This is a genomic window from bacterium, from assembly GCA_021372515.1.
GTDB lineage: Bacteria > Gemmatimonadota > Glassbacteria > GWA2-58-10 > GWA2-58-10 > JAJFUG01.
Genome location: JAJFUG010000093.1, coordinates 1 through 14,726 on the forward strand (window position 1 = coordinate 1; position 14,726 = coordinate 14,726).

14 protein-coding genes are annotated in these 14,726 nt (G+C 61.3%); all 14 read right to left on the reverse strand.

Features of this window, described 5'->3' with window-relative positions; translation table 11 throughout:
• Positions 1-404 precede the first annotated feature (404 nt).
• Positions 405-614: a hypothetical protein gene (locus LLH00_09280; protein MCE5271459.1), complete on the reverse strand. Its 210-nt coding sequence runs from the start codon at positions 612-614 to the stop codon at positions 405-407.
• 666 nt (positions 615-1,280) lie between these two features.
• Positions 1,281-1,583 carry a nucleotidyltransferase family protein gene (locus LLH00_09285; protein ID MCE5271460.1) on the reverse strand — a complete coding sequence of 101 codons (303 nt, stop codon included), beginning with the start codon at positions 1,581-1,583 and terminating at the stop codon, positions 1,281-1,283.
• A gap of 20 nt (positions 1,584-1,603) precedes the next feature.
• Positions 1,604-3,529 carry a DNA topoisomerase (ATP-hydrolyzing) subunit B gene (gyrB, locus tag LLH00_09290; protein MCE5271461.1) on the reverse strand — a complete coding sequence of 642 codons (1,926 nt, stop codon included), beginning with the start codon at positions 3,527-3,529 and terminating at the stop codon, positions 1,604-1,606.
• Positions 3,526-3,849: a DUF721 domain-containing protein gene (locus LLH00_09295; protein ID MCE5271462.1), complete on the reverse strand. Its 324-nt coding sequence runs from the start codon at positions 3,847-3,849 to the stop codon at positions 3,526-3,528. The genes gyrB and LLH00_09295 overlap by 4 nt, the downstream gene beginning before the upstream one ends.
• A 32-nt stretch (positions 3,850-3,881) precedes the next feature.
• Positions 3,882-4,682 carry a 4Fe-4S binding protein gene (locus LLH00_09300; GenBank protein ID MCE5271463.1) on the reverse strand — a complete coding sequence of 267 codons (801 nt, stop codon included), beginning with the start codon at positions 4,680-4,682 and terminating at the stop codon, positions 3,882-3,884.
• Positions 4,683-4,717: 35 nt separating this feature from the next.
• A complete protein-coding gene (gene recF / locus LLH00_09305; protein ID MCE5271464.1) occupies positions 4,718-5,833 on the reverse strand; it encodes a DNA replication and repair protein RecF in 1,116 nt (371 codons plus the stop codon).
• A gap of 222 nt (positions 5,834-6,055) precedes the next feature.
• Entirely contained in the window at positions 6,056-7,174 is a 1,119-nt protein-coding gene (gene dnaN, locus LLH00_09310) for a DNA polymerase III subunit beta (GenBank protein ID MCE5271465.1), read from the reverse strand.
• Between the two features lie 278 nt (positions 7,175-7,452).
• Positions 7,453-8,880 (reverse strand): chromosomal replication initiator protein DnaA, encoded by a 1,428-nt coding sequence (gene dnaA / locus LLH00_09315; GenBank protein ID MCE5271466.1) that lies wholly within the window; start codon positions 8,878-8,880, stop codon positions 7,453-7,455.
• A gap of 11 nt (positions 8,881-8,891) precedes the next feature.
• Positions 8,892-9,803: an aminotransferase class IV gene (locus tag LLH00_09320; GenBank protein ID MCE5271467.1), complete on the reverse strand. Its 912-nt coding sequence runs from the start codon at positions 9,801-9,803 to the stop codon at positions 8,892-8,894.
• Positions 9,804-10,109: 306 nt separating this feature from the next.
• The gene (locus tag LLH00_09325) at positions 10,110-11,498 is read right to left on the reverse strand and encodes a sigma-54 dependent transcriptional regulator (protein MCE5271468.1); all 1,389 of its coding nucleotides are present in this window, start codon (positions 11,496-11,498) and stop codon (positions 10,110-10,112) included.
• A gap of 134 nt (positions 11,499-11,632) precedes the next feature.
• Positions 11,633-12,781, reverse strand: a complete 1,149-nt coding sequence (locus LLH00_09330) for a DUF4932 domain-containing protein (protein MCE5271469.1) — start codon at positions 12,779-12,781, stop codon at positions 11,633-11,635.
• Between the two features lie 175 nt (positions 12,782-12,956).
• Entirely contained in the window at positions 12,957-13,142 is a 186-nt protein-coding gene (locus LLH00_09335; protein ID MCE5271470.1) for a hypothetical protein, read from the reverse strand.
• Between the two features lie 53 nt (positions 13,143-13,195).
• Complete coding sequence (locus LLH00_09340; protein ID MCE5271471.1) at positions 13,196-14,077, reverse strand: hypothetical protein; 882 nt, start codon at positions 14,075-14,077, stop codon at positions 13,196-13,198.
• Positions 14,078-14,138: 61 nt separating this feature from the next.
• Positions 14,139-14,726 (reverse strand): hypothetical protein (locus LLH00_09345; GenBank protein ID MCE5271472.1); only part of this gene is annotated, 588 nt, incomplete at its 5' end.

Consider the following 14,726-nt stretch of genomic DNA (forward strand, 5'->3'; position numbering starts at 1 on the left):
CAGAACAGCCTTGGACTGAGACTGACAACAAGCCGCGCCCGGGAAGAGGAAAGCCGGAAGGGACTAAGACTCGCTCAGCGGGCCGGTCGCCAGCCCAGGACACGCGCGGGAAAGCCGAGTCGGGCAGCGATCAGGGCTACAAGCGTTTCTATCGTGCGGAAAAGACAGAACAACCCTGGGCCGAGACTGACAACAAGCCGCGCCCGGGAAGAGGAAAGCCGGAAGGGACTAAGACTCGCCCGGCGGGCCATACGCCGTCCCGGGACCGGCGCGGGAAAGCCGAGCCCGGCGGCGATCAGGGCTACAAGCGCTTCTATCGTGCGGAAAAGACAGAACAGCCCTGGACTGAGACTGACAACAAGCCGCGTCCGGAAAGTAGAAAGCCGGAAGGGACTAAGCCGCGCTCAACGGGCCGGACGCCAGCCAAGAATGCGCGCGGGAAGGAACAGCACGGCTTTGACCAGGGCAAAAAGCGCCCCCACGGTAATGCCGACAAGCCGAAGCGGAAGTGAGATCAGCCAGACCAGGGGTAACAGCAGCAGAGCCAGAAGGGCCAACGGCCAGGACAGCACGAACAGGATACACCAGAGGGCGAACAGGATCAGGGCTTTCATGGCGGGATGTCCTTTCGCTCACAGCGGATTTCTCCCGGTCGGTCCGGGAAGAGGCCACATTATTATCACGAAGGACGAGACTATTTTCGCAAAGCATGTCCGTCTGTTATTCAGACAAACTTTGCGGCCGGAAAGTTCATAAAATTATTTCCATTACGACTTGAATATCTTTTCGTAAATTGTTAATAATCCTACTATTATACCAATCACCACCGCCAGCGCAGCAAACAACCATTGGAATTGTAACCACAATTCCTTGGCAGATGGCAGCTTTCTTTTCAGCCATCCTGGTTTAGGAAATTTTGCAGGTGTATCTACCCACCCTCTTCCAAGTCCCTTAGTTTCTTACTCATTATTGAAAACTTTTCCCTTCGGCGCAAGTTTATGGTGGTACATGTACTTTGGATACTCTTTGTATTCATAGGTCATGAACACCTCGGCATTACAAGTGCCCTCTTAACCTAATTATTCATAATTACAAAGAATCCCCATATATCACCACCCCTTCACGCAACACGGACGCGGCAAAGGATTGCCTGACATTCTTCCAGTAGTTCAGGTCGTCGTGCGTGTATAAGAGTATGTCCAGCGGTGTCTGGATTTTCACCAGCTTCAGACACACCTGCCTCCCGGGCCGCATCCAGAATGTGGTGCAAGCGGATGAGGTCATTCCTGTGCATACAGCACCTCGGCTTCCTGCTGCACAGCACAGCGGAAATAGCGGCTCAAATCCTCCGGGGTGCGCAAGTCCACCCGGCGCCCCTCGAACAGACCGCTCAGTTCCCTTTCCAGGCGCGCTACACCGAAAAGTCCGGGGGCCGCACCCGGCTCAAACTCCACCAGCACATCCACATCGCTGTCGGGCTTGAAATCCTTCCGCAGGACCGACCCGAAAAACGCAAACCTCCTGATATGGTTCTTCCGGCAGAAAGCCTCTATCCTGTCCCTGTCCACCGCGATGCGTACCATAGGGCCGCCTCCGGTTTGAATCAGATATCCAGGTTCGTCACGTAGCGCGCGTTCTTCTCGATGAACTGGCGGCGCGGCTCCACCTCGTCACCCATCAGCTCGGTGAAAAGCCGGTCCGCCTCCATCGCCTCGTCCATCTTAACCTGCAGGATGGTGCGGGTCTCCGGGTCCATGGTGGTCTTCCAGAGCTGGTCGGGGTTCATCTCGCCCAGGCCCTTGTAGCGCTGGATGTTCACCTTTTCCCCGCCCAGGCGCTTCACGTACTGGGCGCGCTCCGGCTCGTTGTAGGCGTAGAACTCCTGGTTGCCCTTGAACACCCGGAACAGCGGCGGCTGCGCGATGTAGACCATGCCCTGGTTGATCAGCTCGCGCATGTAGCGGAAAAAGAACGTGAGCAGCAGAATCCGGATGTGCGCCCCGTCCACGTCGGCATCGGTCATGATTATGATCTTGTGGTAGCGGGCGTTCTCCAGGTTGAAATCCTCCTCGCCCACGCCCGTGCCGATCGCGGTGATCATGGTGCGGATTTCCTCGTTGGAGAGGATCTTGTGCAGCCGGGCTTTCTCCACGTTCAGGATCTTGCCCCTGAGCGGCAGGATGGCCTGGTTGCGGCGGTCACGGCCCATCTTGGCCGAGCCACCGGCGCTGTCGCCCTCCACCAGGTAGATTTCGCACAGTTTCGGATCGTTGATCGAGCAGTCGGCCAGCTTGCCGGGCAGGCCCGAGCTTTCCATGGCGTTCTTGCGGCGGGTCAGGTCACGGGCCTTGCGCGCCGCCTCGCGCGCCTGGGCGGCGTTGACCGCTTTCTCGATCACCCGGCGCGCGATGGAGGGGTTCTCCTCGAGCTGGATGGCGAGCTGTTCGTTGACCACGCTCTCGACCAGGCCCTTGATCTCGCTGTTGCCCAGCTTGGTCTTGGTCTGGCCCTCGAACTGCGGGTCGATCATCTTGACCGAGATCACGCCGGTCAGGCCCTCGCGCACGTCATCCCCGCTCAGGGTGAAATCGGCTTTCTTGAGCAGGTTGTTTTTCTTGGCGTAGTCGTTGAGCGTGCGGGTCAGGGCGCTTTTGAACCCGATCAGGTGCGTGCCGCCCTCGTGGGTGTTGATGTTGTTGACATAGGAGTAGAAAGTCTCGCTGTAGCTCTCGGTGTACTGCAGGGCGACCTCGACGATGCTGGTGCCCACCTCTTTGTAGATCGTCACCGGCTTGTGCAGCGGTTTTTTCGCCTCGCTCAGGTACTCGACGAACGACTTGATCCCGCCGTTGAACTGGTAGACCTCGCGTCGCTTGTCGCCGTTGCGCAGGTCGCTGAACAGGATACGGATGCCGGCGTTCAGGTAGGCCAGCTCGCGGAACCGGCTGGCCAGGCCGTCGAAATCGAACTCGATGGTGTCGAAGATCAGGCTGTCGGGCAGGAAAGTGACCCGGGTGCCGGTGCGCTTGTTCTTGCCGATCTCGCGCAGGTCGGTGTTTTTCAGCCCGCGTGCGTAGCGCTGGTGGTAGACCTTGCCGTCGCGGCTGACCTCCACCTCCAGCCACTCGGACAGGGCGTTGACCACGGAGACGCCCACGCCGTGCAGACCGCCCGAGACCTTGTACGAGGCGCGGTCGAACTTGCCTCCGGCGTGCAGCATGGTCATGGCGACCTCCACACCCGGCAGTTTCTCGGTGGGGTGGATGTCCACCGGTATGCCGCGGCCGTCATCGGAGACACTCACCACGTTGCCCGGACGGATCTCGATCTCGATGTTGGCGCAGAACCCGGCCAGGGCCTCGTCGATCGAGTTGTCCACCACCTCGTAGACCAGGTGGTGCAGGCCGCGCTGGCCGGTGGAGCCGATGTACATGCCCGGACGCTTGCGCACCGCCTCCAGGCCCTTGAGGACCTGGATGTTCACTGCGCCGTAATCTTTCGCCTTCTCGTTCTTCTCGTCCTGTGTCATTTCGGATAATCCCTCACGTTTATGACCATGTCCCCTGCCAGGGACGCTCCCATGCGCTCGTTCAGGGCTTTAAGCAACTTGTGCTTGACCAGCAGCAGCTCCTGTTTCCAGGCCGGGGCGCTGGCCTCCACTATCAGCCGGCCGTCCTCCAGGCTCACCGCCCGGGTCACCGCGGCCAGGCGCGGCCCCACGAGAGACGGCCAGGCTGCCACCGCGGCCACGCTCTCGGGGCGGTGCTCCCGGCTGCCGGAGGCTTTATCCAGCACCGAGCCGAGTATATTTCTGATCCGCTCCGGCTCTTTTTTCCCAGGCTTCGGCATCCGGCCCTCCGGGCGGGGTTCAAGCGACAACCTTACAGAAAGGTCACCGGCGTCTTGCGTACGCTGCAATTGGTGGCGAGCCAATTGGTGACAAACTCGAACTTGCCGTCCTGCATTACCCTGGCGCCGGAGGCGCAGGCCCGGACACAGGCGCAGCAGAGGATGCAACTTGCCGTGTCGGTCGCCGCTTCCGGCCCCACGATGATCGCCTCCACCGGGCAGACAGAGGCGCATGTTCCACATTCTGTGCAGCTGTCCGCCAGAGAAACTGGAGCGATACCGGTCAGCCGGTCGCGCTCGATATAGGGGAAATTACCAGGCACTTGAGGAGCGGGTATCTGTTCCACTGACTCGGCTTCGATTACCCGGCGGCGGACCTGAGCGCCGAAATCGACCGCCGCTGCAAGGTCCCGCTCATCCGGCCGTCCGGCGGCAAGCGGCTGCTTTTCGGAGGAAAACGAGTGCTCCCCGATAAAAGCCCCGGCGGCGACAGTCTTGAACCCGGCCTTCGCGGCCAGGTCTTTCAGCTCGCGCAGGGCGTCCTCGAATTCCCGGTTGCCGTAGACCACCACCAGCACGACCGGGGCGCCGTGCGCCTTGATCCGGCCTAAGCGCCGCACCGCTACGGCCGGGACCCGCCCGGAGTAAACCGGCACGCCGATTACGGTCAACCGGCTGTCCAATTCGACCGCTGGCATGTGGTCGGCCGTGGCCGGGGTCAGGTCGACCCGCGCGGGATTATCGCAGCCCAGCCCAGCAGCAATGGCCTCCAGGACTCTACGGGTGGTCCCGGTCGGGGAAAAATAGACCAGTGTTGCAAAATTCAGTTTCACGAGCGGTTTCTCCCTTTCGAAAAAGCCTGTGTATTTCAACCGTCCAGCACTGAGCCACGGCGGATGAACTTGACCGGCAGGTGCCCCAGGCGCTCGAACACCGCTTCCTTGCGCGGCGCGGTGATAAAGCTCTGGTGGCTCTCGACCAGTTCCTCCAGAAGGCGCAGGCTGCGGTGAAGGTCAAGCTCGGCGAAAATGTCATCCAGCAGCAGCACCGGCCGCACGCCCAGCTCGCGGCCCAGCAACACGGCCTCCGACATCTTGAGGCAGATCACCGCGGTGCGCTGCTGGCCCTGGCTGCCAAAATTGCGGAGCGGCTGGCCCTCGATGGCGAACAGGACCTCATCGGTCTGGGGGCCGCTCAGGGTGAGGCCGCGCTCACGCTCCACCGGGCGGCGCTTTTTCATCCGCTCGGCGAACACCGAGGCGATAAGCTCCGTGTCCGCGCTCTGCCCCTCCGGGCAGTGGCGGGCGAGCAACGAGTTGTAATAGCCCAGGCTGCCGCGCTCGCCGCCGCTCAGCCTTTCGAAAAGTCGCTCGTACTCCGGGGCCAGTTTCTCCAGCCACTCGCGCCGCCGGGTGATCAGCCAGGCCCCGCTTTCGGCCATCTGGCGCTCCCAGGGCTCCATCTGCTCCTCGCTGAAAGGAGTGCGCCGCAGAAGCACGTTGCGGCTGGCCAGGGCCTTGCGGTAGCGCTTCAGCTTTTCAAGGTACAGCGGAGAAACTATCGAGAGCAGGACATCCAGGTGCCGCCGCCGCTCGGAGGGCCCCTGGCGCACGATGCCGATGTCCTCCGGGGTGAGCAGCACGCTCTTGAACTGTCCGAAAGCCTCGCTGACCGCAGGAACCTCGCGGCCGGCCAGGCTCACTTTCTTGCGCTGGCGCGAGCAGCCCACCGCCAGGGTGCCCCGGCCTCCGTCCTCCTCCAGCCAGCCGCCCTCCAGGTGGAACGTCTCCTCGCCGAACCGGATGCACTCGCGGTCCTGCTGGCTGCGGAACGACCTGAGCACTGTCAGGTAGTGGAGTGCCTCCAGCAGGTTGGTCTTGCCCTGTCCGTTGTCCCCGATGATCAGGTGGCCGCGCTCGTGGAAGCTCAGGTCGTTGTCCTCGAGGTTGCGGAAGCGGCTCAGTCTGAGGTGCTCGATTTTCACTTCGGGCCTGGAGGTCAGGGTCGCGAAAGGGCCTGAAAAATCGCACTAAATATAATAATCGCATGGTTTTGAGGCAAGCTTAAACTTCGAGGGGTGCATTATAATTACATTTATAAAATCCCTCTGCCGCAGCGCACAGAAAAAGAGGGGGCGACAGCCTCTGTCACCCCCTCTTATCCTACTGATAATGAATTGATTACAATCCTTTGCCTTCAGCCAGACTCACTCAGTCACCTTGAGTGGCATTATCACGTTCAGGTAGCGCTGGCTCTCGCTCTCGGCCGCGGGCACCAGCAGGATGCCCGACTCGCTGGTCTGCATGCACATCTTGATCTGGTCGCCCTCGATGTACTTGAGCACATCCAGCAGGTAGTTGCCGTTGAAATAGATTTCCAGCGGCTCGTGCTTGTAGTCCACCTCCAACACCTCCTCACCCTCGCCCAGTTCCTCGGTGCGGGCGGAGATGTTGAGGCCGCCGTCCTCGAATTTCAGACGGATGCGGTGGGTGACGCTGTTGGCCAGGATCAGCATGCGGCGCAGGGCCTCGATCAGGCGCGCCGTGTCGATTATCGCCACCCGGTCGTTGTAGAACGGTATCACCTGCTCGTAGTTCGGGTAGTTGCCCTCGATCAGACGGCTGAAAATGATGATGCTGTTGGAGCGGATGCCCAGGTGGTTGCGGTCCAGGATGACCTCGGCCATGCTCTCCGACTCCAGCAGCTTGTCCACCATCTCCAATGCCTTGGGCGGCACTATGACCGAGATTTTCTCCTTGAGCTCGAACTTGTCCCGGCAGACCATCTTGGCCAGACGGTGGCCGTTGGTGCTGACCATGGAGCTTTCCTCCGGGCCGATCTCCCAGAGCACGCCCTTGAGGGTCGGGCGGTCGTCATCGTGGCTCACCGCGTAGCTGGTGGCCCCCACGAGCCTGCCGATCACCGCGTGGGCGATCTTGAAAGCTCCGTCGAAAGCTTTCTCCGGGAACGCCGGAAAATCGCTGCGTGGCATGCCGGGCAGGACAAAGCTGCTCTTTTCGCAAATAATGCGCGCCCGTTCGCCATCCTGCTCAATCATGATCGGGCTGTTGGGCAGCTCACGCACGATCTCGCCCAGTTTCTTGGCCGGGATGGTCAGGCCGCCCGGCTCCTTGACCGTAGCGGCGATACTCACGCTGAGCGAGATGTCGAGGTCGGTCCCGATCAGGCGCAGCTTTCCCTCCGGCTGCCCGGTGGCCTCCAGCAGGATATTGTACAGGATGGGCATCGTGCTCTTGGCCGGGACGATGCTGTTCAGTGCGCTGACCGCGTGGAGAAGGTTTTCCTTGGTCACGCTTATTTTCATGTTTCAGCCTCCCGCGATGGATGCAGCTCAGACGGTAGTTATAATCTCTTTATTTTAAAGAAAAATATATTACCAGACAGTACAGCCTGTGGACGATGTGGACAACCCGGCAACCATGCTTCAATCTATCAGTTTGAACGCGCCACTGGAAGAAAAAAACTGTGGAAAAATGATATTTCGGGTTTGGAGTTGTACACAGGCAAAAATATCGCTGTGGAAAACCGTGCCCTTAGCCGCCGGGTTATCCACAGATTATCCCGGTGTTATCCATAGGTTTTTCAGACGCTCTTCCGGTCGCGCAGACGCACGGTCAAGCTGTCGACCCGCTCACGGAAATCCTGGTCGCACTCCAGGCGCTGGCCAATCTTGCGGCAGGCGTGCAGCACCGTGGTGTGGTCCTTGCGACGGAATTTCTCGGCGATCTCGGTCGTGGACATCTTGGTAAGCTTGCTGCACAGGAACATCGCCACCTGGCGCGGCTCGACGAAGCTCTTGGTGCGCTTGGCCGAAACGAGCGCACTCTCCCCTACGCCGAAATCATCCGACACTACCTTGAAAATGCTTTCCAGACCGATGTGGCTGGTCTCCTGCTCGAAGATGTTTTTCAGCACGCGACCGGCCAGGTCGAGGTTGATCGTGCTTTTCTGGGTGTCGCTGTAGTGTTTCAGGTAATGCAGCGAGCCCTCCAGCAGACGCACGTTGCTGGTGATGTTCTCGGCGATGAATTCGAGCACGTTCTGCGGGATCAGCAGTCGGCTGTACTCGCTTTTTTTGCGCAGGATCGCTATACGGGTCTCGAACTCCGGCGCCTGGATGTCCGCCACCAAGCCCCACTGGAAGCGGCTGCGCAGCCGCTCCTCCAGGTGGTGTATCTCGCGCGGCGGACGGTCGGAGGTCATCACGATCTGTTTCTGGTTCTCGTACAGGGCGTTGAAGGTGTGGAAAAACTCCTCCTGCGTGCCCTCCTTCTTGGACAGGAACTCGATGTCGTCCATCAGCAGCACGTCCATGCTGCGGTAGCGGTTCCGGAACTCCATCGTGGCGCCGCTCTTGATCGCCACAATCAGCTCGTTCAGGAATTCCTCGGCCGAGATGTAGCAGATGCGCAGGTTTTTGTGCTTGCTGCTGGCCAGCAGGCTGTGCCCGATGGCCTGCATGATGTGGGTCTTGCCCAGGCCCACCCCGCCGTAGATGAACAGCGGGTTGTAGCGGGCCGAGGGCGCCTCGGCCACGCTCTGCGCCGCGGCGTGGGCGAACTGGCTGTTCTTGCCCACCACGAAATCCTCGAACGTGTAGCGCGGGTTGAGGCAGCCGATCAGACGGCCGTCCGCTTTATCCCCGCAGCCGCCGGCTTTTTTCCTGCCACCGGTCGGCTGGGACTCCGGCTTGCCGCCGTTACCCGGACTCTCCTCCTCGGTGAAACTCCAGAGGTCGATCTGGTCCTTCCCCTGGTCCTTGAAAATGAAACTCACCTCGAAAGGTCGCTCGAGCAGGCCCACGGCCACATCGTTCAGGGTCTTCTGGTAGTTCTGCTCCACGTAGTAGGCGCTGAACTTGTTCTTGAGCTCCACGGTCAGGCCGCTCTCGACCAGACTCACCGCCCGGCTGGGGTTGAGCCAGGTGCTGATTGTCTGCTGGCTCATGCATTTAGTGCATTCGTTCAGGATCATTTCCCAGATCTGCTGGGCCGTATGTTCCTGTGTCAAAGCTTGTCTCCTCAGTCGAAAATGGGCACGCTCTGTCCGGGGTCGGCAACCTCTTCCCGGAAAGCGGCCAGAATTCTGCGGGTCAACGCACCCGGACGGCCGTCCGCCACCGGGTGTCCATCCACGCTCACCACCGGCACTACCTCGGCGCCGCTGCCGGTCAGGAAAACCTCCTCCGCCTGGCGCACCACCTCCGGCCCGAATGTGGCCTCGGCGGCGCTCAGGCCCAGCCTGGAGCAGAGGGAAAGGATCGTGTTGCGGGTCACCCCCACCAGAATGTTGTCCACCGGCGGAGTCAGCACCCGGCCCTCCCGCACGATAAACAGGTTGTCCGCGCTCAGCTCGCAAACATGTCCAGCCGTGGTCAGAAGCATCACCTCCGGAACCCCGGCGTCGTTGGCCTCCATCACGGCCATAATATTGTTCACATAGTTGCAGGTCTTCACGTTGGGGTTCACGCACGCCGGCGGGGTGCGCCGTGTCCGGGCCGTGATTATGCTCAGGCCCTTCTCGTAGAACTCCTTCGGGTAGAGCTGCAGGCTGCGCGCGATGATGAACGTGGTGGGCTTTCCCACCTTGAGCGGGTTTATGCCCAGGTCGTGACGGCGGCCGCGGGTCACCACCAGCCGGATATAGCCTCCGCCGCGCAGATCGTTCTTGCGGCCCAGGGTCTTCAGGATGCCGGTCAGTTCCTCACGGCTGTATGGCAGCTCGATACGCATGTACCCGGCCGAGCGCCAAAGGCGCTCCAGGTGCTCGGCAAGCTTGAATATCCGCCCGTCGTATATGCGTATCCCCTCGAAGATGCCGTCCCCGTACAGCATGTTGCTGTCCATGACCAGCGCAGCGGGCAAAGTCCCGCTTTCCAGATTTAGATACGGGTCGGCAACCTGGTACTCGCCGCTGAAGAAAATGTGCTCCACGGACAAAATCACCTCCGTTTCCCGCGGGCCCCGGCGACAAAAACCCCACCGGGCAAGACATTCCCGCGCAACTGTAACCTGGCGGATGGGCGACAGAAAGGTAAGCCGTTGATTTTCATATTAGTAGGGGAATAAGAGGCGAGACGCTTCCTCAATACTCCGCTCTAAGTTACAAGCGGCCTCAAAAGCTTGTCAAGTTAGACACTGTCTTAATTGCGGCAGATAACTGGCCGAGTACTAACAAATTACAGAATCGCACCAGATGTAGTGCAAAGAAAAAAGCGACACTACATATGGTGTGCGCTTTCAGTTGCCGCCGGGCTCGATAAGCCCGTATTTCTCGAGCTTGTAATACAATGTGCTGGTATTGATCCCCAGGCAGCGCGCGGTCTGGGTCTTGTTGCCGCCGTTGCGGCGGAAGGCCTGGCCGATGATGCGGCGCTCGATGTCCTCCAGCGTGGCGGTCAGGTCCAGGCTGCCGGCGGCGGGAAGGCGCAGGTCGAGGCCGCTTTCGGCCAGGGGGGGAAGGTCCACGGCGGTGAGGCTCTCGCCGCGGCAGAGGACGATGGCCCGCTCGATCACGTTCTCCAGCTCCCGCACGTTGCCCGGCCAGGCGTAGACGGAAAGCGCCTCCAGGGCATCCCGACCGATAGGCATCGTGGGACGGTTCATCCGCCGGCAGACCTTGGCCGCCAGGTTACGGGCCAGCAGGGGGATGTCGCCCTCGCGCTCGCGCAGGGCCGGCATGTGCAGCGGTACAACATGGAGGCGGAAGAACAGGTCCTCCCGGAACCGTCCCTCGCGCACCTCGGCTTTAAGGTCCTTGTTCGTGGCGCTCACCAGGCGCACATCCACGGCCAGGGTTTTCTCGCCGCCCACGCGCTCGAACTCGCGCTCCTGCAGCACGCGCAGCAGCTTGACCTGCACCGTGGCCGAAATGTCGCCGATCTCGTCCAGGAAAATGGTCCCGCCGTGGGCCAGCTCGAAGCGTCCCTTGCGGCTCTTGACCGAGCCGGTGAACGCGCCCTTCTCGTGGCCGAACAGCTCGCTCTCCAGCAGGCTTTCGCTCAGCGCCCCGCAGGCCACCTTGACAAAGGGCTTGTCCCGGCGCGGGCTCTTGAAATGAATCTCGCGGGCGGCCAGCTCCTTGCCGGTGCCGCTCTCGCCGGTGATCAGCACGCTGGCGTCCGTGGCCGCCACCCGCTCCAGGGTCTCGAACACCTCGCGCATGGCGGAGCTTTCGCCCACGATCTGGCCCAGGCCCGCGGCCTCCTCCAAGTCGGCGCGCAGACGCTCGTTCTCCTCGGCCAGACGGCTGCGTTCGGCGGCATCCGCCCGGGCGGCCAGGGCTTTCTGCACCCGCAGACGGAACTCCTCGGGCGTGAAACCCTTGGTCATGAAATCCACCGCCCCCAGCTTCATCGCCTCCACCGCCAGCTCCACCGAGCCGAACGCGGTGATGAGGATCACATCCGCCCCGGGCTGAAGCTTCTTGGCCGTTTCCAGCACCTCCAGGCCGTTGGCCCCGGGCAGCTTGAAATCGGTGATCACCAGGTCGTAGCGCTTGTGGCGCAGGCACTCCAGGGCCCGGTCGCCGCTTTCGACCGCCTCGGCTGTGAGGCCCATTTTGGTCAGGGTGATCGCCAGGGCGTCGCACAGCGTGCGGTTGTCTTCCACCACCAGGACAGCGGGCATGACGCACTTTCGCAGAGGGGTTTGAAATCGGCAAATAATGACCGTTTCAACATAACAGCCGGGGCGGGCTTTGTAAACAGGTGCGGGGCGCGTTATACGCGCCCGGGGGTACCGCCGTGGCTCTGCCGCCGCTTTCAGTCGTAAACAAGACGGTAAAACAGGCGGCCCTCCAGGATGTCCAGCCTGCTTGGCTTTTCAACCCGGCCGAACGTGTCGAGCAGCTCGGGCAGGAAGGATTTGAAGCTCGGGTAGCGCTCAGGGGAGCTTTCGTAGGCCACGATCCTATCCTCCAGGACCGGCAGGTAGATGAATTTACGGTCTTTCACGTGCCTGTTCCTGATCCGCTCGGCTCGCTCCGGGTCGCCCAGGGCGTAGGAAATCCGTATCTCGCCCAGGCGGACCAGGTGCTCGGTTACACAGACCCACCAGTTCGTATAACCCTGCTGCCGCATCACCGTTTCGAGCGGCTCGTACAGGAAGGCGTATTTGTCGATCGCGTCCCGGCTGGCTGGGCTTTCGGTGCAGGGGTTGACAAAGGAATGGCCGAACTCGTGCACGCAGAGTTCGTCGATACTCTCGGGCGCATCGTAGCCGAACCTGAAACGTTCCTTGTCGCTCGGGCTCACCTGCGGGCCGAAAATGTTGAACGCCAGGGGGCCCCTATCAGTCATCCGCCGCAGGCCAAAACCATTGGAAAATGGTAGCAAGGGTGAGGGGATCAGGGTATAGCCCGGGTTCTCCGTACGGTAGTAACGCTCCATCACACAGATCAGCCGCTGCGGGGGCAGGTTTTTACGCACCTCGGCCAGCACGCCCCGGTAGAGCGAATCGTTGGCGGTCAAGTATTGATCGACCTCCGCCTCCCGGTAGAAACTGTTCAGGTCCTGGAGGAACTTATCTATCAGCGCCCGACCCGCCTCGACTCCCTGGCCGCCGGAGGCGCGCAGGAAGAAGGCCTCCCCCGGGTCGGCCTCCAGAGACGCCTGTGGGAACGCTGAGCAGTAGACCGGGAGCGTGAGCATCGCATCCAGCCAGAATCCCTTGCTCAGCAGGCTACGGGCGGTTTCCACCGCCGAGTGGTGTCCGAAAGAGGCGAAATGCTCCTGGGTCGCCTGGCGGAACGGGGAATCGAAAGGCCGGCCGACCGTGATATTGCCGGTCAGGTTGAACACTATGGCCACGGTTTCGACGCTCCTGTCGATCCGGACCTCGATCCCCTTGGTGCAAGCGAGGGTATCGGGCGGCGGGACCGGCCTGCCTGTCCGTGTCGCGCCGGTGTCCACGCCAAGGGACCACCTGAAACCCGTTTCCCCGGCTCCGGAAGACTGATTGGACAGGATGGCGAACAGGCAGACCGACACGGGTATAAAAACAAGGGCCCAGGACGGTGTTAAAGCGGACTTGTTTCTGCGAGACAGGGGCACCTTGACCTCCCGGGTTGGAAAAATTATAAACGCATTACGGCCGGCCGGTGAGCAGCCCGCCGAAAAAGACTGCGAGCCCCAGCACCTTGCCGCAGTGCGGGCAGGAGTAGAGGACTTCTTTCTTGATGAACCCTTTCTTTTCGCGGCGGACCTCGTTCTGCGGCTCCGAGCCGCCCGCGTTCAGGGTCACGGGGTTGCCGCAATGCGGACACAGGGCCATATCGTTTTCCTCCTTGTCTTCCTTCCGGTCTGTCCGGTGCCAATCAGTGTCGATCAAGCGGCCGGGGCTGATGTGAGGCTCTTAACCTTTCGGCTCAGAATCCGCACCGCCAGGTAGCCGAAGATGAAATTCTCGCTGACGATCTCGACGAAATGGCTCCAGCGCAGACGGTCCGACTGGAGGATCGGGTTGGGGCTCACCAGCAGGGCCCCCAGCAGGAGCGAGAAAACAAGGCCAACCATCAGAGCGGCCTTGTTCCGCTCCAGGTCCACCATCCGCACGATCAGCACCGCGACGAGGCCCCAGCCCAGGCCGCGCCCGGCCTCCAGAAACAGGATCCAGGCCCCGGGTTGAAGGTCGCCGTAGAACTTGTGGAACTCCTCCCCGGCCAGGGGCACGGCCACAAACAGCCCGAACAGGAAAAAGATCACGACATACAGCAGGGCCACCCCGGTCAGACGGAACACCCAGCCGAACACCTTGTGGCCGGGCAGACCCGCCGCCGCAGGATTTTCCGAAACTGCATTTCTCGCCGGACCGGCCAGGGACGCGGCCAGAGCGCCCAGGGCCGCGGCCGTGACCAGCCCCCGCGCCAGGCCCAGGTGCACCTGCAGCGGGGTCATCTTGTGCACGAACAGGCTGAGGAAAAAGAGTGATTCGATCCAGGTGAGAGCCGAGACCACACCAAAATGGACCAGCGAAACTCCCAAGGCCAACGGCCCGCCCCGCCATACGCTGCGCCGGACCAGCTCCAGGATCACCACGGACTGTATCAGGGCCTCCCCGGCCTGCCCGGCAAATAGCGCCAGGGCCGAGGCGCCCGGCACGCTCAAGCCCGGCTCGAAAAGCCAGCCGGTGAGCAGGTTCAGCAGGTAAAGCGCGGCAGTCAGAAGGAGGAGTTTCCTCAAGGGATAGGCGCAAAGGACCCTATTCACATCAGCCTCTCAGGTTGATGACTATCGTCAGTGATCGTTATCTGTAAGGAAGGACAGAAGTTCAGGGCTTGGGAGCTCCACCCTGCAGGCGCTCATCCAGGGCGGCCAGGCGCAGCTCGATCTCCAGCAGTTTCTGGCGCGTGTCCAGGTCGGCCTGGTTGATCTTGGAGAACAAAAGCGGCAGCGCCGATATCACCAACAGCACGAGAGCGCCCGTAATAAGGATCATCCCTATCTGCTCGCGACGTGCAATTAACTCGGTCAGTCCCAGCGCAACGAACAGCAAAGACGAGGTCCAGCCCAGCGAAGACTTGAGCCAGGCCATGTGTCTCACATCCCGGCTGCGGTCCATCTCGCCCCGGCGCACCAGGTCCAGGCCCTTAAGGGACATCAGGATCAGGAACAGGCCGACCGCCACCAGCAGGAACCGCAGAACGAAAGGGATTCCAAGCGGGCAGGGGGCCGAGGGGAACACGAAGCTCGGGATGCGGTCGAACACCCCGACACCGATCTCGGCCAGCCCGATCAACAGCCGCAGCCCGGCCAGGATGAAAGTCCCGATACTTTTGGGCACAGAAAGTTTTTCGGTGAACATCTTGTTTAATTCCTCCTTGTACTTGCTCTCAAGTTCCGGGCTGACCCGTTCCTG